The sequence below is a fragment of the Chitinibacter sp. FCG-7 genome, from assembly GCF_040047665.1.
GTDB classification, from domain to species: Bacteria; Pseudomonadota; Gammaproteobacteria; order Burkholderiales; family Chitinibacteraceae; genus Chitinibacter; species Chitinibacter mangrovi.
On record NZ_CP157355.1, the window covers coordinates 2430932 to 2454537 of the forward strand.

A 23606-nucleotide genomic window follows, 5' to 3' on the forward strand; every position below is an offset into this window, starting at 1 on the left:
GCGGTAAAAATGATCCTTAAGTGTAGCCGACTAATTGAGGTTTGATGAAGCCAGTTCTTGTTCTAATTGCTTGAACAGGCTTTCCAGTGCAGCGCTAAAGCCCGCCGCCGCGCTATTTGGGCTGGCGTCCGCGATGGCGTGTTCGGCGCTGAGCGTAAATTGCGCCGATTGCTGTTGGTGGCTAAGCAGGTACTGCACCTGGATTACAGCTTTGGGCTGGGCGGGTGTGCTCACGTCGATATGCATTGCCAGCAGTTCGCCTTCCAGCTGCCACGGCGCAATCAGGCTGCTGCCCATCGGGTTGACGCGGCTAAATAGCCCGCTGCGCGCCAGCCATGCGCGCGTTTGCCGGGTGATCTGGTTGCCGGGAGGGGCCAGAAAGCCGTTGTAGGGGTCGGCAACAAAACGCTGCGGGCTTTCCTTGTAGATCAGCGCCAGATCGCGGTAGGGCGGGTTGCTGCGCAATTCATTGACCTGTAGCACGCCAAAGCGGGCGGCTCTGCTGGCTCCATCGCGCTCGGCGCTAATCAGAAAATCTTGTCTGGCCACGGGGGTCGTACTGCAGGCCGTGCATACAGCCAGCACAAGTAAAGCGATCAATTTTTTCATGGTTTGGGCGGCGTATAGGGTTTGGGTTGCTCGCTAAACAGCAGGCTGCTGGGGCGCTGATTGGCTTTTTCGCTCAGTGCTTTGAGGTTGCTGCTGGTGCTCGACAGATTATCGATGATTTGCTGCACATCGCCCTCGCGTTGTGCGCTTAGATGATCCAGCCGCAAGGTAATCTGGTCCAGTCTTTGCACGGCGCTGGCCAGCGCCGGGTTGGCCAGCAACATTTTGGCTGAGCTCGCCGCGCTGGCTAGATCATTGCTGGCAGTTTGCAATTGCGGTTGTTCAAGCAGCGTTTTCAGCGCCTGATTGCTGTCCCTGACTTCCGTGATCAATTGCGCGCTTTCGCTGGCCATCTGCTTCAGTGGTAGGGCATTGAGCGTACGCAGTAGCTGCTCGGCTTCACGGCCGATGTTTTTGGCCGGTATTTCTTCCAACCGGGTATTCATTGTACCCAGCGTCTGGTTGAGCAGGCCTATGGTTTGGTCCAGATCGATTCTTTGCAATTTGGCCATCACTTCCTGCGCGCTGCCCAGAAGCTGATTGACCGTGCTATTGGCCGACGGAATATAGAGATTGTCCGGCTGCCAGCTAAATGGCAAGGTTTTGTTATCGGCCTGCTGCTCGTAATCGATTTCCAGATAGCTGGTGCCGGTGAGCCCCTGTGGCGAGAGCTTGACGCGCAGGCCTTTGGCAATTTCGCGGTTCAGATCGGCCTGTTGCGCATCCTTATCAGCCGAGCCGCCCAGAATATGGCTATCGAGCTGGGCTTCAACCAGTACATACTGCTGGCGTTGGGCATTGGGTAAATCGCCTTCATAGCGGGTGTAGGTAAAGGTAATCGCGCTCACTTCGCCAATCGCCACGCCGCGGTAACGCACTTTGGAGCCAATATCGAGCCCGCGCACCGATTCATTGAAATAGGTTTCCAGCGTGATTTTCGATTGCAGCCAGCGCCCGCTGCCCACACCGATCAGTAGCGCCACGCCCAGTAGCAGGGCCAGCAGGATAAACACGCCTAGGCGGAAATTCGATTGTTGTTCCATAAGCCTTCTATACTGCGGCGCGTGCGGGCCGCTGTGCATTGAAAAAGCTCGCTACGCGCGCATCACTTGATTGCGCAAGTGCCGCGGGCGTGTCGATGGCCAGAATGCCTTTAATGCTTTTATCGAGCATGATGGCGCGATCAGCAATGGCGGCAATACTGGCCAGCTCATGCGTCACCACCATCATGGTGACGCCCTGCGTTTCGGCCAGCCGCCGGATCAGTCGATCAAGCTCGGCCGAGGTGATCGGGTCCAGCCCGGCCGACGGTTCGTCCAGAAACAGAATCTGCGGGTCCAGCGCCATCGCGCGGGCAATCGCCGCACGTTTTTGCATACCGCCCGAGAGCTCATTCGGGTAAAAATCGGCAAACTCCTCCAGCCCGACCAGTCGCAATTTCAGTCTGGCCAGCGTATCAATCGCCTTGGCGTCCAGCTGGCTAAAGCTGGTCAGCGGCAGCGTGATATTGTCCAGAATACTCATCGAGCCAAACAGTGCGCCCGATTGATACATGACGCCAATTTTGCGTAGTATTGCCTCACGGCCCTTGCTATCTGCGCCCACCAGCTCATTACCCACTACCTGTATGCTGCCGGAGCGCGGCGGGTAAAGCCCAATCAGATGCTTGAGCAAAGTCGATTTGCCGCAGCCCGAGCCCCCCAGAATGGTGACCACTTCACCGCGCGCCACGCTGAAATTCACATCTTCCAGAATGGTGCGCGAGCCCCAGCCACAGCACAGATGCCGAACTTCAATCACCGTGCTCATCTTTACCAGCCCAGATGATAATAAACGACAGCCAGTATGCCATCGGTGATCACCAGCAACACCAGAATATTGACTACTGCGCGGGTGGTGGCTGCCCCCACGGCACTGGCGCCGGTGCCCGTGCCCAGGCCGCGAAAGCAGCCGACCGAGGCCACGACCAGACCAAAAGCGGCGGCCTTGAGCATGCCGCCAAAAAAGTCTCCAGCGTCGACTTGCGAGCTGAGCTGCGACCAGAACGTCGCCAGCGGAATGCCAAAACCCTGCATCACCAGTGCGCCACCCAGCATGCCGATGGCTTGCGACCAGATGGCCAGCAGCGGCAGCATGCACACGCCCGCCAGCAAGCGGGGCAAAACCAGAAAGTGCATGGGCTGATAGCCAAATGTCACCAGCGCGTTGATTTCTTCATTGACCTTCATGGTGCCGATTTCGGCGGCAAAAGCCGCGCCCGAGCGCCCGGCCAGCACAATGGCGGTAATCAGTGGCCCCAGCTCGCGCACCAGCGAGAGCCCCAGCAGATTGGCGACAAACATTTCCGCGCCAAATTGCCGCATTGGAATTGCCGACTGAAAAGCCAGAATAATGCCCAGCAACAAGGAAATCAGGCTGATGATCGGCAGCGCATTGGCACCCGTTAGCTCGCATTGGCGCAAAAATTCACGCCAGCGCAAGCGTTGTGGCCGCACGATCACTTGCGCCAGCGCGCTAGCTGCTTCGCCAATAAACGTGATTTGTGCCGCAAAATCACGAACCGCCGAGCGGGTCAGGTGGCCAATCTGCGTGATGGGTTTATTGCGCGATTTCTGCGGCGACACCAGCAAGGCCTGCTGCGGGTCCAGCGCGGTCAGCAGGCGCTGCGTTTCAGCGTTCAGATTGCGCAACTGCGCGCCAGATTGGCCCAGTTCAAACAGAAAAGCCGCGCCTGCGCCATCGCAATGCCCGACCTGACTTAAGTCAACCAGCTGGCTTTGCCAGTTAATCTGGCGGCTAGCCTGCCAGACTGGCGCGATCGCCGCCAGCGTTAAATCACCAATGAGCTGGTAGCCAGCGTCTACGGGCTCAAGGCGCAGCTCAGCCATGATGCAGCCTTTCGTGCAGCAGGCGGGATGATTCGACCAGCCGATGAACAAAATGCCCGGATGAATCATGCGCCACCCTAGGGGGTATCCAGCGCAAGATCACGTCGGCTAATTGCCGCAGAGCCATACTGGCCTCGGTATCTGGAAAAGCCTCAAGCACGGTCTTGCCCAGCCGTGTAGAACGATTGAGCTTGCTGTCTTCGGGAACATAACCGATCAGCTTGAGCTCCAGACTGGCACCCAGAAACTGCTGACAGACGCTACGCAGGCGATCAAACAAGGCCATCGCTTCGCCCAGGCTTTCCACCCGATTGACCAGTACGCGAAAATCCCGGCGCGCGTATTCCTGCGCCAACTGCTTGATGGTGGCGTAGGCGTCGGTGAGTGATTCGGCGCGATTTGATAAAACAACGACGACATCGTCGGCGGCCAGACTCAGGCTGGGAATACCATTGCTGCCCATCGGGCGCGTATCGAGCAGCAGGTAATCGACGTATTCGGTAATGGCTTCAAATTCGGCTGCTAGCCAGTGCTGCTCGGCGTCGTTCAGCCGGGCAATGATTTGCGGCTTGCCGGCAATCGACAGAATCTGAAAGCCATGCTGGGTTTCGATCAGGCTATCGGCCAGCGTTGCTTCGTGGCGCAGTACATGCTCTAGCGTAAAGCCCTGGCTCAGGTGCAGGCGCGAGCTGACATTCTGGCTGCCGCTAAATTCATCAAGCACCATCACTTCGCGCTGGCGCTCGGCTAGCGCGGCGGCCAGATTGATGACCAGCGTGGTGGTGCCTGAATCGCCACGGCCACCGCACAGGCTGATGCTGCGGCAATGCGTCGGGCTGACCATTTGACGCAAGCCTGCGGCCTGGTCCTGCCAGCGTTTAGGCACGCGCACCACCCAGGCTGAGCGTGAAATCGGTTGGAATGTCTTGCGTACTCATATACAGCGGATATTCATCGCGTTGTAGCTGGAAAACGCTTTGGTCCTGTTGTGTTTTAAATGCGCGGTCGAGCAGATAGGCCAGATTGGCGCGGTGCAGATCTTCCGGTACGCGCTGGCCGTTGGTGACAAACTGCAAAGGCAGTTTATGCCGGATGGCGACGTCGAGGCAGCCGCCCAGCGCCACGGTTTCATCGAGCTTGGTCAGAATGCAGCCCAGCAAATGATGGTTGCGGTAGCGGCGCGCCACATCGTCGAGCGTGCCCGCTTGGGCATTGGCGGCCAGCAGCAAAATGGTGCCGACGTTATCGTGGCCGAGCATCGCGAGCTGCTCACCAATGCGCTGGTCACGCTGGCCCATGCCGACGGTGTCGATCAGTACCAGATGACGATCACTCAGCTCACCCAAAGTGAGCTGCAAATCGGTTTCGTCTTTGACATCATGCACCGGCACACCAAGGATGCGGCCATAAATACGTAGCTGGTCGTGTGCACCGATCCGGTAGCTATCGGTGGTCAGCAGCGCGACCGATTGCGGGCCGTAGGCCAGTGCAGCACGCGCGGCGAGTTTGGCCACAGTGGTGGTCTTGCCAACGCCAGTGGGGCCGATCAGCGCATACACGCCACCGCGTGCGACCAGATCGTCGCTCGCTCCGGTGGCGGGCAGATTGTGTGCCAGCGCTGCTTTCACCCATTTCACGCCAGTATCCAGACTCATGCCACCCGGCATTTTGTCGATCAGTTGGCGCGAGAGGGCGGCGCAGAAACCCGCGCCGAGCAATTGGCGCAGAATTTCGAGTTTTTCGGGGGCATGTTTGGATAGCTCGCCCCAGGCCATGCCCGCCATCTGGCTTTCCAGCAGACCGCGCAGCATGCGGATTTCGCGCGCAATGTCCTGCATCGCTTCCTGATCAACGGCAGGGGCAGTGGGTTTGGCCGGTTCGTCTTCAAAACTGAAGGTTGGCAACGTGCGCGGCTCGACCACGGGCGCGGCGCGGCGCGGCGGTGCCGGGCGTGCTGTTTCGGCTACGCGCTCTGCGCTGCGATCAACTCTGCGTTCAGGCTGCCGTTCTGGCGTGCGCTCCTGAGTGCGCTGGCTGGCAGACTGGTTAACAGATTGGTTGATGAATTGGCTCAGCGGGATTTCTTCGCGCTGCGTGTCATAGCGTGTTTCTGGCCGCGCTTCTGCCGGGCGCGGCTGGCGATTGCTGCGCAGTACCGATGGCGCTTCATAGCCGATATCCGCCGGGCTGGGTTCCTGCTCGTCATCCGGAATCGCGTACGAGCGCGCGAGGGCTTTGGCAATGCCTGGTGCTTCGGTTTGCGCCGAATTCATCAGCCGGGCACCGTTTTGTGCCGCACGGGGCGAGGGCTTGGGCGGCGTGGCGACGGTTTGCACATTGGTCAGCGCTGCCACATCGGCGTCGGCCACCGCCATAATTTCAATGCCGCCACCCGCCACCTGGCGGTTGGAAAGGATGAGCGCGTCCGGGCCGAGTTCATCACGAACTTGCCTGAGAGCTTCACGAGTGGTGGCACCGAAGAATTTTTTGACGACCATAGTGAGGGATTATCGCTGCTCAAAGCAATCTGCACAATTGATCTGCACACTGGGAGTCAGAATCATTGCCGTTTGTTGCAAGAATAATCCGGTTAAAACACCGGAGTTGGCATCACCAGCCCGAGTCCAAGCCCTAATTATTCGCTCCCAGAACGCCAATGATGCGCAAGGTTTTGCTTTCGGGGATTTCGGTATGCGCAATGACGCGCAGATTGGGGATCGAGCGCTTTAAAAAGCGTGACAGCATCGGGCGCAATTGCGATGGCGTGATAATGACCGGATTGATGCCCTGCATTTCCAGCTGCTCGGAGAGTTGTGCAGCCTGTTGCAGGATACGTTCGGCCAGTCCCGGCTCCAGACCGCCTTGTGATTTACCGCTGGCGGCCGACATCAGGATATTTTCCAGTTGGGGCTCGAGCGCTACCACTTGCAGCTCGTTTTCACCTGGGAATAGCTGATGCACGATGGCGCGGCCGAGCGCGACGCGGACAATCGAGGTCAGATCGTCGATGTCCTGGGTGCGCTGGACATTTTCACCCAGGGTTTCCAGAATGCTGCGCAAATCGCGGATATGCAGCCCATCGTCGAGCAGATGCTGCAGCACTTTTTGCAAAGTGCCCACCGGGATTACTTTGGGAACCAGCTCTTCAACCAGCTTGGGTGATTCTTTGGCAAAGTGATCGAGCAGAGCCTGAACTTCTTCGCGACCGAGCAATTCGGCAGCGTGCGACTGCAGAATATTGGAAATATGCGTGCCGACCACGGTGGAGGCATCCACCACGGTAAAGCCCATGGCTTGCGCCTGATCGCGCAAGCTGCTGTCTACCCAGGTGGCGGGCAGGCCAAAAGTGGGATCGGTGGTGGCGGTGCCCGGCAGATTGCCGGCGGCGTTGCCGGGATTGATGGCCAGCCATTGGCCGACAAAAGCCTCGCCCATGCCGACATCGACGCCTTTGAGCTGGATACGGTATTGATTCGGGCGCAATTCCAGGTTGTCGCGAATATGAACCGCTGGAACCAGAAAGCCCAGCTCCTGCGCGATTTTTTTGCGGATGCCACGAATCCTGCGCAGCAATTCGCCGTCCTGATTGCGATCGACCAATGGAATAAGCCGATAGCCCACTTCCAGCCCAACCGGGTCAACTGGCTGCACATCGGCCCAGCTGACTTCCTGTAGCGGTGCGTCTGCCGGTGCCGCAGGCGCAGCGCCGGGCGTGGCTCCCGCTGGCGCTCCGGGCACAGGCTTGACGCCGCCAGTGGCTTTTTGCAGCTGATTCTGTTCGGAGTACCACGCCAGTCCACCGGCAATCAGCGCCATCAGCAGGAAGGCAAAGTGCGGCATGCCGGGAATAATACCCAGCAACGCCAGCACGCCTGCGGTGACGTACAGCACTTGCGAGCGGGCAAACAGCTGGCCCAGAATCTGCTCGGACAAATCCTGATTGGTGCCCACACGCGACACGACAATACCCGCCGCGACCGAAATAATCAGCGCCGGTACCTGGGCGACCAGACCATCACCAATGGTGAGCAAGGTGTAGGTTCTGGCTGCGTCAGCAAAAGCCATATCATGCTGCAGCATGCCGACCAGCAGGCCGCCGACCAGATTGATCACCATCACCAGAATCCCGGCGACGGCATCACCACGCACGAATTTGCTCGCACCATCCATTGAGCCGAAGAAATTGGCTTCGTCCGAAATCTGCGCGCGGCGGGTGCGGGCTTCGTCTTCACCGATCAGGCCGGCGTTCAGGTCGGCGTCAATCGCCATTTGCTTGCCGGGCATCGCATCCAGCGTAAAGCGGGCTGAAACTTCGGCAATCCGGCCTGCACCTTTGGTGATCACGACAAAGTTAATGATGGTCAGAATAATAAACGCCACAATCCCGACCGCGACATTGTCGCCAATCAACACATGGCCGAATGATTCAATCACTTTACCCGCCGCATCACCACCGGCGTGGCCTTCTGTGAGAACCAGCTTGGTTGAGGCCACATTGAGCGATAGACGCAGCAGCGTGGTCATTAGCAATACAGTCGGAAAGCTGGAAAATTCAAGCGGCTTTTGCGTGTACAGACTCACCATCAAGACAATAATCGACATGGCGATATTGAAGGTGAAGAAAAAATCCAGGATTAGCGGCGGCAAAGGCAGAATCATCATGCCCAGCACCATCAGCACTAGGGCTGGCATCGCCAGAAGGGTGAGTTTGTTACGCCACATTCAGAATACCTGCTTGGTGTATCTTGTTCTAAGTCTTTTGGTGTTTGGCCTAGATGGCTATACCCTGCTAGTGCCTGACTCGGGGTCTAGCTCTGGCGGCACTGGCAAATCGGTATTAAGTACCGGCTCAAAGCCGCCTTCCTTGCGGTAAAGCTCAAGCTGATAGATATAAGCCAGCACTTCTGCCGTCGCAGTATACAGTGCGGTCGGGATTTCTTCGCCCAGGTCGGCATGATGATAAAGCGCGCGGGCAAACGGTGGCGTGCGGATTACGGCCACCTTGTTGTCCTTGGCAATCTCGATAATGCGCTCGGCCAGCAGGAAGGAGCCTTTGGCGACGACGGTGGGCGCGCGCATTTGCTGGTCATAACGAATCGCCACCGCATAGTGCGTCGGATTGGTCACGACGACGTTGGCTTTGGGGATTTCGGCCATCATGCGCTTACGCGCCGCTTCGCGCTGCAGCTGGCGAATGCGGCCTTTGACGTGTGGATCACCTTCGGATTCCTTGTGTTCCTGACGGACCTCTTCCTTGGTCATCCGCAGCCCTTTGTAGTAATCCCAAAGCTGGTAGGGCACATCAATCAGCGCAATCACCGCCATGGTGCTAGCGACGAGCAACAGCGTATGCCGCGTCATTTGCCAGGCCATAGCAAAACCCGACTCGGGGGTCATCGCCAAAAGCTGGATAAATTGCTCTTTTTCCTGCCACATCAGCCAGGCCGCCACGCCACCAATCAGGCTGGATTTCAGAATGGTTTTGATGGTTTCAATAATCGTGCGCGGTGAAAACATCCGGCCTATACCGCTTAGCGGATTCATCCGGCCAAAATTGGGGCCCAGTGCTTCGGTGCTAAATAACCAGCCGCCGATCAGAATGGGGGTCAGAATCGAAATAAGCACGCAGGCGCCGAAGATAGGCAAAATGGCAATGAGTGCGATGCGCGAGAGCTCGAACAACTGCTCGCCCATTAATGTGGTTTCCCAGATTTTTGAGCGGTTAAAGCTCAGCGCCGTGACCATGACTTTTTTCATCGCGGCATAAAGATCAGGTCCGGTGGTAATAACCGCCACCAGCCCGACCATCAGCGTAGAAAACGAGGTTAATTCGTGCGAACGCGGCACCTGCCCTTTTTTACGGGCTTCTTCCAGTCGCCGGGGCGAGGCCGGTTCGGTACGTTCGAGGTCTGAATCTTCTGCCATACGCCCAGTGTAGCATGCACACCCCGTCCAATAATTGGCATCAAGTTTGCTTTAGTGCGGATGACTCATTTTTGTGGTGTAGCGATCATGGCCAGCGGCTCAAGCAATAATATCAATCTGATTAGCGCGGTTTCGCGTCCTAGTGAAGCCACTCCTTCGCGTGACAAATTGGTCAGCGCGGTCAGCGCAGCCGACTCTTTCGAGTCAAGATACAAACAAGAGCTAAGTAAAGCCAAGCCAGCTGAAAGTGCCGCGAAGAAGAGCGCTGAAGCAGAGCGGCCAACAAACTCGCGCCCGTCAGCTCAGCCCGCGCAAAAGACAGAGCAGCAACCAGCCGAGCAATCATCGGCTTCACAGGGGGAGCTTGATGCCAATTCGCGTAGCGATGCAGTTGCAGATGCAAATAAGCTTGCCAAGAAAGATGAAAATGCTGATCAAGCGAAGCCTGTTGACATTCCGCCCAATATGATTGATTTGGCCGCCTTGCTGGCGCAGATTCCTGCACCCAAGAAACTCGAGTCTGCTAGCGCTGAGAATGGAAACGCAGTTTTAGCGGCGCAATCGGCTTTATCTGCCGCTATTCCCGGCATGACCGAACTGGGTATTTCGAATGCGAATTCGGGATTAAGCGAGGCATCGGTTGCTGGTGATGTAGTCGGCGAGCAGCAAAAACAGGCATTAGGTGTCACTTCACTACTGCAGGGACGGGGACAGAATACTCCGGCAAAAATTGCCGCTGACAATAAAGAACCAGCCTCTATTTTGCCGTTTACTGATGCCCTGGCTGCCGCTGGTGCCGAACATCAGCAGTTGGAGCTGGGTACTCAACAGGGGCAGGGGGGATTCAATTTTACAGAGAGCGACTCCAATAATCCGGGTGAAGTGGCCAAACCGCTTGTTCAGCATGCTGTAACAACAGTTTCAGCGGCCAGTGCAGTGCAAACTACAAATCAGGCTAGCCGATCAGCTGCCACTACCGCTTATATTGAAACTCCTGTGCAGGATGCGCGCTGGGGTGATGCAGTCGCTCAGCGGGTAAGTTTGATGCTGGGCAAGCAGGAGCAGCAGATTGAAATGCAATTGAATCCACCCAATCTGGGCCCGATGGAAGTGCGTTTGAATCTAGGTAACGAGCAAGCCAGCGTGGTTTTTACTTCGCAGCACGCAGCAGTGCGTGAGGCGCTGGCTGCGGCCACACCCAAGTTGACGGCGCTATTGGCTGATCAGGGGATTGTTCTGCAAAATGTACAGGTGGCCTCCGATTCATTGCAGCAGCAACAGCAGAATGCATTTTCCCAGCAGCAAGCCCAGCAATTTGACTCTCCTGCTGGTGGTACGCGCCATGGAACAATAGCCAATACCATGGGGAATGAAACGGGAATTGAGCGGCGAGTCAATTTAAGTGATTTGCGCTTGCCTGCTGGCAGTACCCGGGTAAGTTTGTTTGTCTGATTTTCAATGTGTTACCTGAAAAACGCTTGCTTAGCGCTTGTTTTATAGTATCTTTCGCTGTAGTAGACGAGGTGCCTCAGCATTGCTGGGGTACTTTTGCCTCAATATCCAGTTACAATCTTCAGAATATCTATTCCTAGTAGAGGCATTACAATGTCTGACGCCAAAGCAGCGCCAAGTGCAGATGCGGCACCAAAACCGAAGAAAAACATACTGTTATTTGCCATCATTGGATTGCTTGTCGTTTTATTGCTGCTGGGCGGTTTGTTGGCTTTTTTCCTGTTGAAATCACCCGCTGATGGTAGTGCTGACGAAGCGGTCGCAGAAGCAAACGCTCACGCTGAAGAAGAGAAAAAAGCCAAAGAGAAAAAGAAGAAAGAGAAAGAAAAAGAAGGTCATGTGGCCCCGGTTTTTGACAAACTGCAGGATCAGCCCTTCACCGTGAATCTAGCGGGCGACACTGAATCGGTATTGCAGGTTGAAATCATGGTTGAGTTGGCTGGAGATAGTGATAAGCAACGCTTAAAAGACTATCAGCCTAAAGTGCTGGACGCGGTGAATCGTCTGCTGCGCTCCAAAACTCTTGAGGAAATCAAAACCACTGAGGGGCAGGAAACGCTGGCGCGTGAGATTCGCGAAAAACTGAATGAATTGCTGGAAGTTGAAGCGAAAGACGAAGGTGTTCTGAGTGTTAACTTCACCAAGTATTTTTATCAATAAACCGACGAGCCAATGCGGCAAACCGATTTAATCAGAACAAGTACAGAGCGGTAAAATGGCTGACGATATCCTTTCCCAGGAAGAAGTCGATGCGCTACTACGTGGCGTAACGGGCGAGCAGGACGATGTCCCAGAAGACATCGATCCTCATGCTGTCCGTGACTATGATATCGGCCGTCAGGAGCGCATCGTCCGTGGGCGCATGCCGACGCTTGAAATCATTAATGAGCGTTTTGCCCGCAATTTGCGTATTGCCCTATTCAACTTCATGCGGCGCAATGCCGAAATTAGCGTCGGCCCGGTGCGGGTGCAGAAATACAGCGAGTTTATTCGCAATCTGGTGGTGCCGACCAATCTGAACATGATCCACATGAAGCCGCTGCGCGGTACCGGATTGTTCATTTTTGATCCGGATTTCGTTTTTCTGGTGGTCGATAATCTGTTTGGTTCGGATGGCCGCTACCACGTGCGCGTCGAGGGGCGTGATTTCACGCCGACCGAGCAGCGCATTATCCAGCGCCTGCTCGAAGTGGTGTTTGAAGAATTCCAGAAAGCATGGCAGCCGGTTTTCGAGTGCGAGTTCGCTTATGTGCGCTCGGAAATGAATACCCAGTTTGCCAATATCGCCACGCCCACCGAGGTGGTAGTGGCGTATACCTTCAAAATCGAGTTGGGTGCGGGCGGTGGAGATTTTCACGTCTGCTTCCCATATTCAATGCTCGAACCGATTCGGGATCTGCTCTATAGCAGCATGCAGGCCGACCGGATTGAAGCGGATAATCGCTGGACCAATCTGATGCGCAAGCAGGTGCAGCATGCTGAAGTCGATCTGGTGGCCACGCTGGGCAATTCGCAAATTACGCTGGGCGAGATTCTGAGTTTGAAAGTGGGCGATGTCATTCCGCTGGATATTCCCGAGGTCATTACCGCCACGGTGGATAGTGTGCCTGTGCTTGAGTGTAAGTATGGTATTCTTCACAAGCAATATGCCTTGAAAGTCGACAAAGTATTGACGACGGCTGAGTCACTCAGCGGGCAGGAAGAGGGACACGGAGAGCAAGCCCATGGCTGACGAAAATACTGAAGAAAACCCAGATGACATCATGGATGACTGGGCGGCGGCTTTAGCCGAGCAGGAAACGGTTGAGGCTGCGCCGCAGCCCGAGCCGCAAGCGGCCAATATTTTCCAGAATTTTGACAATAACGCCCTGCCAGCAGGAGCGCCCAATAATATCGACATGATTCTCGATATTCCGGTTGCGCTGACGGTAGAGCTGGGGCGAACCAAAATTGCTATTCGCAATCTGTTGCAGCTGGCGCAAGGTTCAGTGGTCGAGCTTGACGGTCTGGCGGGTGAGCCCATGGACGTGCTGGTGAATGGCTGCCTGATTGCGCAAGGCGAGGTGGTTGTAGTCAATGAAAAATTCGGTATTCGTCTGACCGATATTATTACGCCTGCGGAGCGGATTCGTCGCTTGCACAAATAAGCCGCAGCAGTCGGGCTATCAAACAGGGGAGTGCGGTGTGCGGTGTGTGAAAAATCAGGCACGCCGTTTCATCCGAGTAGCATGACATTGAGTAAAATTGTTCGCGGCAGCCTTTTCGGGCTGCCGTTGTCGGTTTGGGCGGCGGCAAATCCGGCTCAGGTTGGCCCATCGGGCGTTGGCTCCATCATGCAGGTCATTCTGGCTTTGGGGCTGGTGCTGGGCTTGATTGTTGGCGCAGCATGGCTGATGCGACGCTTTGCCCTGTTGCCCGGTGCGGCCAATCAGCATTTGCGCGTGGTTTCCGGCGTAATGGTGGGGCAGCGTGAACGCGTGGTGATTGTCGAAGTGCAAGAGCGCTGGCTGGTGCTTGGGGTGACCGGTGAGCAGGTCAATTTGCTGCATACGCTGGATAAGCCTGAACACCTGCCTGCACCAGTACCTGCCGCGCCTGCGTTTGCGCAGTGGTTGCAAGCGGCAATTGAAAAGCGCAAAGGAGCTAAAAATGCGCTTTAATTTCAAACTGCTATTGCCATTACTTCCACTCTGTATTGCCTCGCAGCTCTTGCTGGCTGCCGAGCCTGCTGGTATACCCTTTATGTCGTCGACGCAGACGGCGGCGGGGACGGCGTATTCCTTGCCGATCCAGACGCTGCTGTTTATGACCGCACTGGGCTTTTTGCCCGCCGTGCTGCTGATGATGACCGCCTTTACGCGGATTGTGATCGTGCTGTCCTTGTTGCGTCAGGCGCTGGGCACCATGCAAAGCCCGCCCAATCAGGTGATTGTCGGTTTATCGCTGTTTCTGACGCTGTTTATCATGTCGCCTGTGCTCGATAAAATCTATGCCACCGCCTACCAGCCGTATTCGGAAAACAAGATGAGTTTTAACGAAGCGCTGGACAAAGGGTCTTTGCCGCTGAAAGACTTTATGCTCAAGCAAACGCGGCAGAAAGATCTGGCTTTCTTTATCGAAGTATCCGGCGCGCAAGCGCCGCAAGGGCCGGAAGATGTCAGCCTGCGCGTGCTGGTGCCAGCGTTTGTGACCAGCGAGCTGAAAACGGCATTTCAGATCGGCTTTATGGTGATTATCCCCTTTCTGATTATCGATCTGGTGGTAGCCAGTATTCTGATGGGCATGGGTATGATGATGGTCTCGCCCGTGATGATTTCGCTGCCCTTCAAGCTGATGCTGTTTGTGCTGGTCGATGGCTGGACGCTGCTGATGGGCTCGCTGGTACAAAGTTTTTACGTGGGGACCTAGATGACGCCGGAAATGGTGGTAACCCTGCTGCAAAAAGCGATGGAAGTAATGGTGCTGCTGTGCGGCCCCGTCTTGCTGGCCACGCTGGTGTCCGGTCTGGTGATCAGTATTTTCCAGGCCGCCACCCAGATCAATGAGGCGACGCTGTCGTTTATTCCCAAGCTGCTGATCGCCTTTCTGGTGCTGGTGCTGGCCGGGCCGTGGATGCTGGAGCTGGCCATGGACTACACCATCCGTCTGTATCAAAGCATTCCGCAAGTGATAGGCTGATGTGGCAGGTTACTCAGGCGCAGATTGAGGTCTGGCTGGCGCTGTTCTGGTGGCCATTTCTGCGCATTATGGGTCTGCTGCTGGCCGATCCTTTCTTTTCCAGCCGCCGGGTTTCGGTGCGTATCAGAGTTAGTTTTGCGATTGCCCTGACCTTGGTGATCGTGCCGGTTTTACCGCCCATGCCCACCGTTCCTGTGGTATCGCCCGAGGGCATGCTGATCGCTGTGCGCGAGCTGATACTGGGGCTGGCGATGGGCTTTATTATGCGGCTGATCTTTACCGCCGTTGAAATGGCGGGGCATCTAGCTGGCTTGCAGATGGGTCTGGGTTTTGCGTCGTTTTATGATCCTCAAAATTCGGCCAACACGCTGGCCGTGGCTCAGTTAATGAGTCTGTTTATGATTTTGCTGTTTCTGGCATTTAACGGACATCTGATGATGCTGCGTATTTTGCTTGAAAGCATGATCCAGCTGCCCGTCGGTCAGGTACAGCTCAATGCCCGTGGTTTCGAGTTGGTGGCCCTGTATGGCGGCGTGATTTTCCGCTCCGGCGTGATGCTCTCATTGCCGGTTCTGGCCGCTTTGTTGATTACCAATCTGTCAATTGGTGTGATGACCCGCGCTGCGCCGCAGCTCAATGTGTTTGCCATCGGTTTTCCGCTAACGCTGGGGATCGGCTTTGCCGCGCTGTATTATTCATTGCCGTTTATGGTGACGCAGATCGACCAACTGCTGGGCGACAGCACGCGGATCGTGGCCAAAATCATGGCAGCGTTTGGCGGCTCGTAGCAAGAAGCTACGCCTTTTTTTTGCCGTGAGCGCCCAGCAAATGTCCCATCCGTTCTTTTTTGGTCAGCAGGTATTTGTGGTTTTCCGGGTTGGCGATAATTTCATGCGATAGACGCTCGCTTACCGGAATCCCCAACGCATTGAGCGCGTCGATTTTCAGCGGATTATTGCTCATCAGCCGGACTGATTTCACCCCCAGATTTTTCAGCATCCACGCCGCGTCTTCATAGTTGCGACCATCGCTGGGCAGGCCTTGTGCCAGATTGGCCTCCACCGTATCCATGCCCTGATCTTGCAATTGATAGGCAAAAATCTTGTTGCACAGCCCGATGCCACGCCCTTCATGCCCGCGCAAATACAGCAAAGCACCGCGTCCTTCGGCCTGAATCCGTTGCAAAGCATGTTTGAGCTGATCGCCACAATCGCAACGCAAAGACCCCAGCGCATCGCCCGTCAGGCATTCCGAATGCAGGCGAACCAGCACGTCCTTACCAGCAATATCACCCAGCGTCAGCACCAGATGCTCAACGCCGGTATGCGGGTTGAGATAGGCGTGGCTGGTAAATTCACCCTGATTGGTAGGCAGGCGTGCAGTGGCGACTTTTTGCAATTCGGTGTTGGTATTGGGCATTGCGAGAGCAAATCCTGATGGGCATAGATTAAAGATATGGGGCTGATGCGGCCAGATTTCAAATCAATCCAGATAATTTTCTCATCCGGCTTTATGGCTTCAGATGCAACACTGTATCATTAGTGGCGACTTAAGTCTTGAGATAGGTCTTGAGAATCGCAAAACCGGCTTTGTCGTGCTGGTGTACACTGTGCTCGGCTAAGGGCTTGTGTTTTGCTGGGATAAAGTATGTATATCGTTTTGATCGGTTATTTGTTTGTGGTGGTGATGATGTCGCTGGGAGCAGGGAGTATCACCGTCGGCGTCTTTTATTTCCTGTTTCTCGCGGTATTACCCACCTGGGGTGTATTGGCGCTAAAGCGGAGCATCCAGCGCAGCAAGGCGGTCAAAGCGGCTGAATTGGCCGAGCGCGAAGCGGCTAGCGCCACGCTTGAGCAAAGGGGAGTAGCAGACTCGGCGGCTGAGGTGGGCAGTGGACGGGATTAAAACTTTCGCTGCTGTGCAGTGTTTGCAAACGCCAAGGCTGATCTTGCGCGATTGGCTTGATCACGATCTGCCAGCTTTTGCCGCGCTGGGGGCCGACCCCGAAGTGATGCGCTATTTTCCTGCGCCGCTGAGCATGGCCCAGAGCCATGATTTTGCAGTACAGATTCGTGCGCGTCTGCAGCAGCATGGCTGGGGCTTCTGGGCTTTGGAATTGCGCGAAACCGGCGAGTTTATTGGCATGGCTGGGCTCAATATTCCGCGTGTTGCACTGCCGTTTATTCCGTGCGTTGAAATCGGCTGGCGCTTGGCGAGGCCGTTCTGGCAGCAAGGTTTGGCGTATGAAGCCGCCACTGCCGCGCTTGAGTTTGGCTTTAATGTGCTGCAATTGCCCGAGATTGTCGCGTTTACTGCGCTGACTAATCTGCGCTCGCAAGCATTAATGGAACGCCTGAATATGCAGCGGGATGAGGGTGGCGAGTTTGATCACCCTGCCTTACCGGCAGGGCATGCGCTGGAGCGGCATTGTCTGTATAGAAAATCAAGGGGTATATGAATAAAGGCCAATCATTGATTGGCCTTTATTCATATACACGCCCTAGTATGTGTTTAGTGCGGCATAAAAGTATGTACCAGCGCAATCGGCATTGCACCGGCCACCATCAGCAGCACTTGATACATGGTGTCTTTAATATGCGGGCGTTTGTGCAGCGTGGGGATTAGATCGGCAATCGCCACATAAATCAGGCTGGACGCACCGAGCGCCAGCAAGTAGGGCTGCGCAGTCTCGACGATGCTGAGCGAGAAATAAGCCAGCAAACCACCGGCCAGCGCGGCCAGCGACGACAGTAGATTAAACAGCAGCGCCTTGGCCTTGCTATAGCCCGAATGCAGCAGCACGATAAAGTCGCCGACTTCCTGCGGGATTTCATGCGCAATAATCGCCACTGCAGTCGCAATCCCGACCGAGGTATCGGCCATAAATGCCGCTGCAATCACCGCGCCATCTAAGAAATTATGCAGCGTATCGCCGACCATAATCATCATGCCCGCTCGGCCGTGATCGTTACCATGCCCATGGCTGTGCCCATGTGAATGGCCATGGTGATCATCATGTGTATGGCCTTCTAATTCCTCGCACGACTCGTGATGGCAATGTCGCCAGATCACCAGCTTTTCCATAATGAAAAAGATAAAAATCCCGAGCAAAATCGTCACCGAAATCGCTTCCGGGCTAGCGTGTTGCGCCTGTTCGGCGACCACTTGCACGGTTTGCGACGCGGTATGATGCATCTCATTGATCAATGAGAATTCGGTTTCGCCATGCGCATGGCCTTCATGCCCGCCATGAGCGCCAAAGGCGTGCGGTAAAATCTCAAGAAACACTGCGGCCAGCAGCGAGCCGACGGCAAAAGAGACGAGCTTGGGAATCCAGTTGGGTTTCGCGAAATACGCCATCGCGGCGGCAGCCAGTACGCTGAGCAAGCTGCCCAGCAGGCTCATGGTGATAATCCAGCTTAGTGTCGACATAAAGAGAAAATCCTGCAGATGCAACACTGTAGCATAAAAGCACATCTTCGGCATGAGAGAGATTCTCATCTTTGCACCGATGCCCCTGCAATTACCACGATTTGAGCGTTTTGCACGACACGTGGTGATTTGGTTTTGACATGTAATGTCAGCCTAATTAATTCTCTGAGCTTGAAAATAATAAGGGGTGACAAAATGGGGTTTGTTGCGGGAACGCTGGTGCACACCAAGGACGGCTTGCGAGCGATCGAATCGCTGCAAGTCGGTGACTGGGTCTTGGCGAAGGATGAATCCGCTCAGGGTGATACGGCCTACAAACAGGTGCTGAAAACGCTTCGTTTTGAAGACAAGGAGATTTGGTATTTAGAATTTAAGCAGTTTAAAACTGGTGGGCAACTCCCAAGACCGTTTCAAGGATTACTGGCTTGCACTCGTAACCATCCATTCTGGGTACGTGGTCATTGCGATTATTCACTTGAGTTGAAATGCGATGTATTGCTTACGGATGAGGATTGGCCATGCAATGTATGGCGGCGCGCGGATCTGCTGTATCCGGGAATGGTACTTGAATTGCATACGGGTGATCTGTTGTGGTCAACAATTCTCGGACAGTAAATTAAGTTGTCTTTCCTTAATGGCAGGGGCTAGCCCGCCATTGGCGGTGTGTGGCCGCTGCCAGTTGTAATACGCCATCAGGTAAACGCCAATATCCAGCCTGGCTTCTTCTGCAGATTCATACCCAGGCTTTGGTATCCATTCTGTTTTAAGACTGCGAAATAACCGCTCCATCGGCGCATTATCCCAACAGCACCCGCGCCGACTCATGCTTTGCTGCATCTGGTAGCGCCATATCCGTTGCCTAAACAACCGGCTGCCATATTGGCTACCCTGATCCGAGTGAAATATCACTCCCAGTGGCTGGCCACGCTGTTGCCAGGCATGATCTAACGCACGGCTGACTAGCTCGGCATCCGGGTGCTCACTAAGCGCCCAGCCCACCACGCAACGGGCAAACAAATCCAGCACCACAGCCAGATAAATCCAGCGATTACCCGCCCAAATATAGGTGATATCGCCACACCAGACCTGATTCGGTTGCTCCGGATTAAACGCCCTCTGCAATAAGTGCGGAATGTCTGGACGTTCATCTTTGTGGACTTTGTAGCGATGCGCGCCTGGCTGTTTGCACTGCAAATCGGCTTCTCGCATGAGCTGGCGCACTTTATATCGGCCAGCCGTAATGCCTTCAGCCGCCAGCATCCAGACTAGACTGCGGCTGCCTACCGCATTTCGGCTTTGCTTAAACAGATTGCGTACTTTGGCGCGCAACTCGATTCGTTCACGATCAATATGCTGGCGTCGATGCCGGTAATGGTAATAACTGGAACGGCAAATACCGAAGGTGCTGCAGACCATTTCTACGGGTTCATGCTCACTTAATTGGTCTACCAGCGCGTACGATTGAGTTCGTCCGCCATTAAGAGAGCTGTGGCTTTTTTTAACAGGGCTTTCTCCCGTTCCAGCCGATCAATGCGCGCTTCGAGCTCCTGAATGCGACGTTGGTCTGGCGTGAGTGCTTTGGCCTGCGGCGTGATACCCTGTCTTTCCTGTTTCAGCTGCTTAATCCAGCGACGCAGTATGTTCTCGCCGACGTTCATCGCCTTACTGGCTTGTGACACCGTGTGGCCTTGATCGACGACCAGACTGGCGGCTTCGGCTTTAAATTCCGGGGTAAATGTCCTGCGAACTTTGCTCATGAAACACCTCGTTAATGGTGGCGAGATTACCACCTAAGTTGGTGTCCGAAATCATTGAACCACAACAATCTGATAGAGGTTACTAAGTCGCTCTATGTCGCACAGACTGTCGATCAACATCTAGGTTTCCTTCAGGGCGATGGGATGCCTGAGGTTTGGCAACTTGAAAAAGATGGGCGCCTGATTGAGTTTACCTCGCAAGGGCCGGTTAACGATTTGCATGGAGAGACACCGTTAGTTCTCAATACCGCAATGGAAGATCTGGGTGATGAGTTTTACTTCCCCACGTATCAGGCAACGGTTTACAACATCGAGGTTGAAGACTTCCACACTTACTATGTTGGCGAAATGGCTGTGCTGGTGCGAGAAATGGGAGCTAAAGAATGACTGGTTTTGTTGCGGGGACTTTGGTGCACACCAAGGACGGTTTGCGCGCGATCGAGTCGCTGCAAGTCGGGGACTGGGTATTGGCGAAGGATGAATCCGCTCAGGGTGATACGGCCTATAAGCGGGTACTGAAAACGCTTCGTTTTGAAGACAAGGAAATCTGGTATCTTCAATTCAGCTGGATGCGTGTAGGTGATAAACCGGAGCCGGAGGTATCTCGGAGCTTCTTAGCTTGTACAAGAAATCACCCATTATGGATGCGAGGATATGATTCTCGGCGTGAACTGTGGAATGAAGATGTGATGCAGCAAGAGGCACCTCGAGATGTGTGGATGCGTGCAGATTTGCTTGAACCGGGGATGATTCTCGAACTAGCTAATGGTGATCTGGTTGAAGTGACCAAGTCCTTGTATCTGGCGCAATCCGAGCAGCCCAACGTCGGCTTTATCCAGGGCAATGGTGTTGTCGGCGGGTGGCAATATGAGCTAGACGGACGTTTGGTCGAATTTGGTGACCCGGGACCAATGACTGATATGGGAGCCTTCCCTGCGATGGTTGATTACACTGCGCTGGCAGGGACTGGCGACGAATTCGAGTTTCCGGTGTACCGTACGACGGTGTACAACATCGAGGTCGAAGACTTCCATACCTACTATGTCGGCGAAATGGGCGTTTGGGTACAGAGCGATGTTGAGTCGCAATAAACAAAAAAGGACGCTGAGCGTCCTTTTGAGTTTTTATTCCAGCCAGATCAAGCTCGCCAGCCGACCCGTTTGCCCGTCGCGCCGATAACTGAAATAGGCTTCAGCTTGCGTTACCGTGCATTGATCGCCACCATAAATCGCCGTAATACCCAGGGTATGTAAGCGCTGGTGAGCCAATAGATATATATCCGCCAGCCATTTATCCCCGTCTTGCGCAACAAAAGCGTGCTCTGCTTGTGTGTCAATCGCCATAAAGGCGGTGCGTACTTCGTCGCCAACTTCAAACGCAGTCGGGCCGATGGCGGGGCCGAGCCAGACGAGGATTTCGTCAGCTGGACAAGCCATTTTAGCAACGCTCGCTTCGATCACACCATTGCAGAGTCCGCGCCAACCTGCGTGCGCGCTAGCGACGACGGTACCAGCGCGATCGCAAAACAGCAGCGGTAGGCAGTCGGCGGTCATCACCACACTCACCACGCCGCGCGTGCGGGTGAAGCTGGCGTCGGCATCCACTGGCGCGCTAACGCTGGCGGCGTCAACCACCTCAATACCGTGCACCTGATTGAGCCACGCTGGCGCTTGCGGCAATACTTGTGTGAGCAGGGCGCGATTGGCGGCGACGTGCGCTGGATTGTCGCTAACGTGGCTGCCAAGGTTAAAGCGATCAAACGGTGGCTGGCTAAAACCATTATTTTCGGCGAAGCCATTCCGGGTGGTTTGCAAGGCTTTCACATTGGCTGGCGCAGGCCAATTGGGTGCAAAAACGCCCAGCGCGTTGGCGGTGGGCGTGTATGTAGGTGCGGCGTTATTCACGGACATAGATTAATTCGCAATCGTGATCGTCGTCTTCATCGTCGTCTTCGTCGTAATTATCTTTGGCGAGTTCAAGATCGGCGCGCAGCGTAAAGATCAGTTGCTCTAGGTCGTGCGGAATCGGCGCTTTCCATTCCATCGTTTTGCCGGTAACCGGATGAACGAGCGAGAGCTTGCGCGCGTGCAGGGCTTGGCGGTTTAATTCCTCTAGCGCCATGCGTACTTCGGGCGAAATATCGAGCTTGGGCGGCGTGCCGTAAACCTGATCGGCAGCGAGCGAATGCTTGAGATGCGCCATATGCACGCGAATCTGGTGCGTGCGGCCGGTTTCCAGACGGCATTCGATCAGTGTGTAGTCGGCAAATTTTTCCAGCACCAGATAATGCGTGATCGATTCTTTGCCGCTGTGGATCACCGCCATTTTGGTACGATCTTTCGGATGGCGGCCAATCGGCTCGTCCACCGTGCCGTCGCGCTTGATATTGCCGCGCGCTACGGCCAGGTAGTGGCGCTTAACGGTACGTGCCTGTAATTGCTGCACCAGATTATTCTGGGCGGGAAGGGTGCGGGCGACGACCATCAGGCCGCTGGTGTCCTTGTCCAGGCGGTGTACGATGCCCGCGCGCGGAATGCTGCGCACTTCGGGGTAATGAAAGAGCAGGGCGTTGAGCAGCGTGCCGCTCCAGTTGCCGCTGCCGGGGTGAACCACCAAGCCGGCTGGCTTGTTGATCACAATCAGCGCGTCATCCTCGTAAATGACATCCAGCGGCAAATCTTCCGCTGCAAACGCCACTTCGTTCGGGTCGGCTTGTACGTTAACCGTGAGCGTTTCGCCGCCCCAGACCTTGGTTTTGGTCGTGGCAGGCGCGCCGTCGACGGTGACTTGTTGGTCTTTTATCCAAGTAGCCAAGCGTGAGCGTGAAAAATCAGGCAAAATCTTCGCCAGCGCCGCGTCCAGTCGCATGCCTGCCAGATCGGCGGGCACAGTCAGGACACGGGTGTCTGAGAAGTCGTTATAATCGTCGAGTTCAATATCGGATTGCATCATGTACAAGATTCTACCTCGAATCCTCTTTTCTGCCTTGCTGTTTAGCTTAGTGGTCGGTTGTGCCAATACCGGTACGAGCAATGACGAGACCAAAAACTGGTCTGCAGACAAACTGTTTGCTGAAGCCAAAGCGCAGCAGGCAAGCAAAGATTACAAAAAATCCATCGAATATTTCGAGCGACTGGAAGCGCGTTTTCCTTATGGTAAATACGCGCAGCAGGCCCAGCTGGAAATTGCCTATAGCAATTACAAATATGATGAGCCCGCACTGGCGCTGGCTTCGCTGGATCGCTTTATGAAGCAAAATCCAACGCACCCGAGCATGGATTACGCAATGTATCTGAGGGGGCTGGTGACATTTAACGAGTCGCAAGGCTTTATGTCGGCGCTGTCTAAGCAGGATATGTCCGAGCGTGATCCGAAAGCGGCCAAGGAGTCATTTGCTGCGTTTAGCGAGCTGGTAGCCCGTTTCCCCGAGAGCAAATACAGCAAGGATGCCCAGTTGCGGATGGGTTACCTGATCGGCTCGCTGGCCAATTACGAACTGCACGTTGGCCGTTATTACTATAAACGCGGCGCGTATCTGGCGGCGGCCAATCGTGGCAAGGCGCTGATTGATAACTTTAGCAATACCAAGCAGGTTGAAGGCGCATTGGCGCTGATGTACCACGCTTATGACAAGCTGGGCATGAGTGATTACCGTGATGATGCCAAACGGGTCTTGCTGAAAAACTTCCCCGATAGCAAAGCGCTGGAGCAGGATTTGGAAAAAGACGCCTACTGGTGGGCGCCGATTTAAAAATATTGCGTCAGGGTATTGACGAGAGGCGGCGGTATCTTTAATATTCGCGTC

Annotated in this window: 27 protein-coding genes; 14 read left to right on the forward strand and 13 right to left on the reverse strand. The window is 55.1% G+C overall.

The annotated features are described in order from the left end of the window. Window positions 1-30: 30 nt before the first annotated feature. The 8 genes from ABHF33_RS11460 to flhB all read right to left on the reverse strand — a co-directional run bounded on the left by ABHF33_RS11460 (window position 31) and on the right by flhB (window position 9422). Window positions 31-609 (reverse strand): ABC-type transport auxiliary lipoprotein family protein, encoded by a 579-nt coding sequence (locus ABHF33_RS11460; RefSeq protein ID WP_348944087.1) that lies wholly within the window; start codon window positions 607-609, stop codon window positions 31-33. Continuing rightward, on the reverse strand, window positions 606-1652 hold the full coding sequence (locus ABHF33_RS11465) for an MlaD family protein (protein WP_348944088.1): 1047 nt from the start codon (window positions 1650-1652) through the stop codon (window positions 606-608). Before ABHF33_RS11465 ends, ABHF33_RS11460 begins: the two co-directional genes overlap by 4 nt. Before the next feature lie 7 nt (window positions 1653-1659). Beyond that, window positions 1660-2418 (reverse strand): ABC transporter ATP-binding protein, encoded by a 759-nt coding sequence (locus ABHF33_RS11470; RefSeq protein WP_348944089.1) that lies wholly within the window; start codon window positions 2416-2418, stop codon window positions 1660-1662. Between the two features lie 2 nt (window positions 2419-2420). Then, on the reverse strand, window positions 2421-3497 hold the full coding sequence (locus ABHF33_RS11475; RefSeq protein ID WP_348944090.1) for an ABC transporter permease: 1077 nt from the start codon (window positions 3495-3497) through the stop codon (window positions 2421-2423). Beyond that, entirely contained in the window at window positions 3490-4383 is an 894-nt protein-coding gene (locus ABHF33_RS11480; RefSeq protein WP_348944091.1) for a MinD/ParA family ATP-binding protein, read from the reverse strand. The genes ABHF33_RS11475 and ABHF33_RS11480 overlap by 8 nt, the downstream gene beginning before the upstream one ends. After that, window positions 4376-5995 (reverse strand): flagellar biosynthesis protein FlhF, encoded by a 1620-nt coding sequence (gene flhF, locus ABHF33_RS11485; protein ID WP_348944092.1) that lies wholly within the window; start codon window positions 5993-5995, stop codon window positions 4376-4378. Before flhF ends, ABHF33_RS11480 begins: the two co-directional genes overlap by 8 nt. Before the next feature lie 133 nt (window positions 5996-6128). After that, window positions 6129-8219, reverse strand: a complete 2091-nt coding sequence (gene flhA / locus ABHF33_RS11490; protein WP_348944093.1) for a flagellar biosynthesis protein FlhA — start codon at window positions 8217-8219, stop codon at window positions 6129-6131. 57 nt (window positions 8220-8276) lie between these two features. Then, window positions 8277-9422 (reverse strand): flagellar biosynthesis protein FlhB, encoded by a 1146-nt coding sequence (gene flhB, locus ABHF33_RS11495; RefSeq protein WP_348944094.1) that lies wholly within the window; start codon window positions 9420-9422, stop codon window positions 8277-8279. A gap of 87 nt (window positions 9423-9509) precedes the next feature. On the opposite strand from flhB, the gene ABHF33_RS11500 reads away from it, so the two are divergent. From ABHF33_RS11500 to fliR, 8 genes are all read left to right on the forward strand, one after another. Continuing rightward, window positions 9510-10874, forward strand: a complete 1365-nt coding sequence (locus tag ABHF33_RS11500; protein ID WP_348944095.1) for a flagellar hook-length control protein FliK — start codon at window positions 9510-9512, stop codon at window positions 10872-10874. Between the two features lie 96 nt (window positions 10875-10970). Next, on the forward strand, window positions 10971-11594 hold the full coding sequence (locus ABHF33_RS11505) for a flagellar basal body-associated FliL family protein (RefSeq protein WP_348944096.1): 624 nt from the start codon (window positions 10971-10973) through the stop codon (window positions 11592-11594). Between the two features lie 55 nt (window positions 11595-11649). Beyond that, the gene (gene fliM, locus ABHF33_RS11510) at window positions 11650-12666 is read left to right on the forward strand and encodes a flagellar motor switch protein FliM (RefSeq protein ID WP_348944097.1); all 1017 of its coding nucleotides are present in this window, start codon (window positions 11650-11652) and stop codon (window positions 12664-12666) included. Further along, on the forward strand, window positions 12659-13081 hold the full coding sequence (gene fliN / locus ABHF33_RS11515; RefSeq protein ID WP_348944098.1) for a flagellar motor switch protein FliN: 423 nt from the start codon (window positions 12659-12661) through the stop codon (window positions 13079-13081). The genes fliM and fliN overlap by 8 nt, the downstream gene beginning before the upstream one ends. 81 nt (window positions 13082-13162) lie before the next feature. Then, complete coding sequence (fliO, locus tag ABHF33_RS11520) at window positions 13163-13594, forward strand: flagellar biosynthetic protein FliO (RefSeq protein ID WP_348944099.1); 432 nt, start codon at window positions 13163-13165, stop codon at window positions 13592-13594. Further along, window positions 13584-14342 (forward strand): flagellar type III secretion system pore protein FliP, encoded by a 759-nt coding sequence (gene fliP, locus ABHF33_RS11525; RefSeq protein ID WP_348944100.1) that lies wholly within the window; start codon window positions 13584-13586, stop codon window positions 14340-14342. Before fliO ends, fliP begins: the two co-directional genes overlap by 11 nt. Further along, window positions 14343-14612 (forward strand): flagellar biosynthesis protein FliQ, encoded by a 270-nt coding sequence (gene fliQ / locus ABHF33_RS11530; protein WP_157315231.1) that lies wholly within the window; start codon window positions 14343-14345, stop codon window positions 14610-14612. Continuing rightward, window positions 14612-15400 carry a flagellar biosynthetic protein FliR gene (gene fliR, locus ABHF33_RS11535; RefSeq protein WP_348944101.1) on the forward strand — a complete coding sequence of 263 codons (789 nt, stop codon included), beginning with the start codon at window positions 14612-14614 and terminating at the stop codon, window positions 15398-15400. Before fliQ ends, fliR begins: the two co-directional genes overlap by 1 nt. 7 nt (window positions 15401-15407) lie before the next feature. Here the strand turns inward: fliR and ribA are convergent, their stop codons facing one another. Further along, complete coding sequence (gene ribA, locus ABHF33_RS11540) at window positions 15408-16031, reverse strand: GTP cyclohydrolase II (RefSeq protein WP_348944102.1); 624 nt, start codon at window positions 16029-16031, stop codon at window positions 15408-15410. A 228-nt stretch (window positions 16032-16259) separates the two neighbouring features. Between ribA and ABHF33_RS11545 the strand changes: the two genes are divergently transcribed. Both ABHF33_RS11545 and ABHF33_RS11550 read left to right on the forward strand, forming a co-directional pair. After that, window positions 16260-16517, forward strand: a complete 258-nt coding sequence (locus ABHF33_RS11545; RefSeq protein WP_348944103.1) for a hypothetical protein — start codon at window positions 16260-16262, stop codon at window positions 16515-16517. Next, window positions 16504-17070, forward strand: a complete 567-nt coding sequence (locus ABHF33_RS11550; RefSeq protein WP_348944104.1) for a GNAT family N-acetyltransferase — start codon at window positions 16504-16506, stop codon at window positions 17068-17070. The genes ABHF33_RS11545 and ABHF33_RS11550 overlap by 14 nt, the downstream gene beginning before the upstream one ends. A gap of 53 nt (window positions 17071-17123) precedes the next feature. Here the strand turns inward: ABHF33_RS11550 and ABHF33_RS11555 are convergent, their stop codons facing one another. Continuing rightward, window positions 17124-18044 (reverse strand): ZIP family metal transporter, encoded by a 921-nt coding sequence (locus ABHF33_RS11555; RefSeq protein WP_348944105.1) that lies wholly within the window; start codon window positions 18042-18044, stop codon window positions 17124-17126. Between the two features lie 195 nt (window positions 18045-18239). On the opposite strand from ABHF33_RS11555, the gene ABHF33_RS11560 reads away from it, so the two are divergent. Next, window positions 18240-18659, forward strand: coding sequence for a polymorphic toxin-type HINT domain-containing protein (locus ABHF33_RS11560; RefSeq protein WP_348944106.1), 420 nt, complete (start codon window positions 18240-18242; stop codon window positions 18657-18659). Here the strand turns inward: ABHF33_RS11560 and ABHF33_RS11565 are convergent. Then, a protein-coding gene (locus ABHF33_RS11565; RefSeq protein ID WP_348944107.1) for an IS3 family transposase occupies window positions 18639-19801 on the reverse strand; the annotation gives its coding sequence in 2 pieces (ribosomal slippage) (window positions 18639-19537 and window positions 19537-19801; 1164 coding nt in all). The two genes, ABHF33_RS11560 and ABHF33_RS11565, sit on opposite strands and share 21 nt — an antisense overlap. 54 nt (window positions 19802-19855) lie before the next feature. On the opposite strand from ABHF33_RS11565, the gene ABHF33_RS11570 reads away from it, so the two are divergent. Then, window positions 19856-20188 (forward strand): hypothetical protein, encoded by a 333-nt coding sequence (locus ABHF33_RS11570; protein WP_348944108.1) that lies wholly within the window; start codon window positions 19856-19858, stop codon window positions 20186-20188. Beyond that, entirely contained in the window at window positions 20185-20892 is a 708-nt protein-coding gene (locus ABHF33_RS11575; protein WP_348944109.1) for a polymorphic toxin-type HINT domain-containing protein, read from the forward strand. Before ABHF33_RS11570 ends, ABHF33_RS11575 begins: the two co-directional genes overlap by 4 nt. A 33-nt stretch (window positions 20893-20925) precedes the next feature. On the opposite strand, the gene pgeF is transcribed toward ABHF33_RS11575, so the two are convergent. Together pgeF and rluD are read right to left on the reverse strand one after the other, a co-directional pair. Further along, entirely contained in the window at window positions 20926-21711 is a 786-nt protein-coding gene (pgeF, locus tag ABHF33_RS11580; protein WP_348944110.1) for a peptidoglycan editing factor PgeF, read from the reverse strand. Beyond that, window positions 21698-22753 (reverse strand): 23S rRNA pseudouridine(1911/1915/1917) synthase RluD, encoded by a 1056-nt coding sequence (gene rluD / locus ABHF33_RS11585; RefSeq protein WP_348944111.1) that lies wholly within the window; start codon window positions 22751-22753, stop codon window positions 21698-21700. Before rluD ends, pgeF begins: the two co-directional genes overlap by 14 nt. Here rluD and ABHF33_RS11590 point away from each other — a divergent pair. Beyond that, window positions 22752-23552 carry an outer membrane protein assembly factor BamD gene (locus tag ABHF33_RS11590; RefSeq protein ID WP_348944112.1) on the forward strand — a complete coding sequence of 267 codons (801 nt, stop codon included), beginning with the start codon at window positions 22752-22754 and terminating at the stop codon, window positions 23550-23552. The genes rluD and ABHF33_RS11590 overlap by 2 nt on opposite strands. The last annotated feature ends 54 nt before the right edge of the window (window positions 23553-23606 follow it).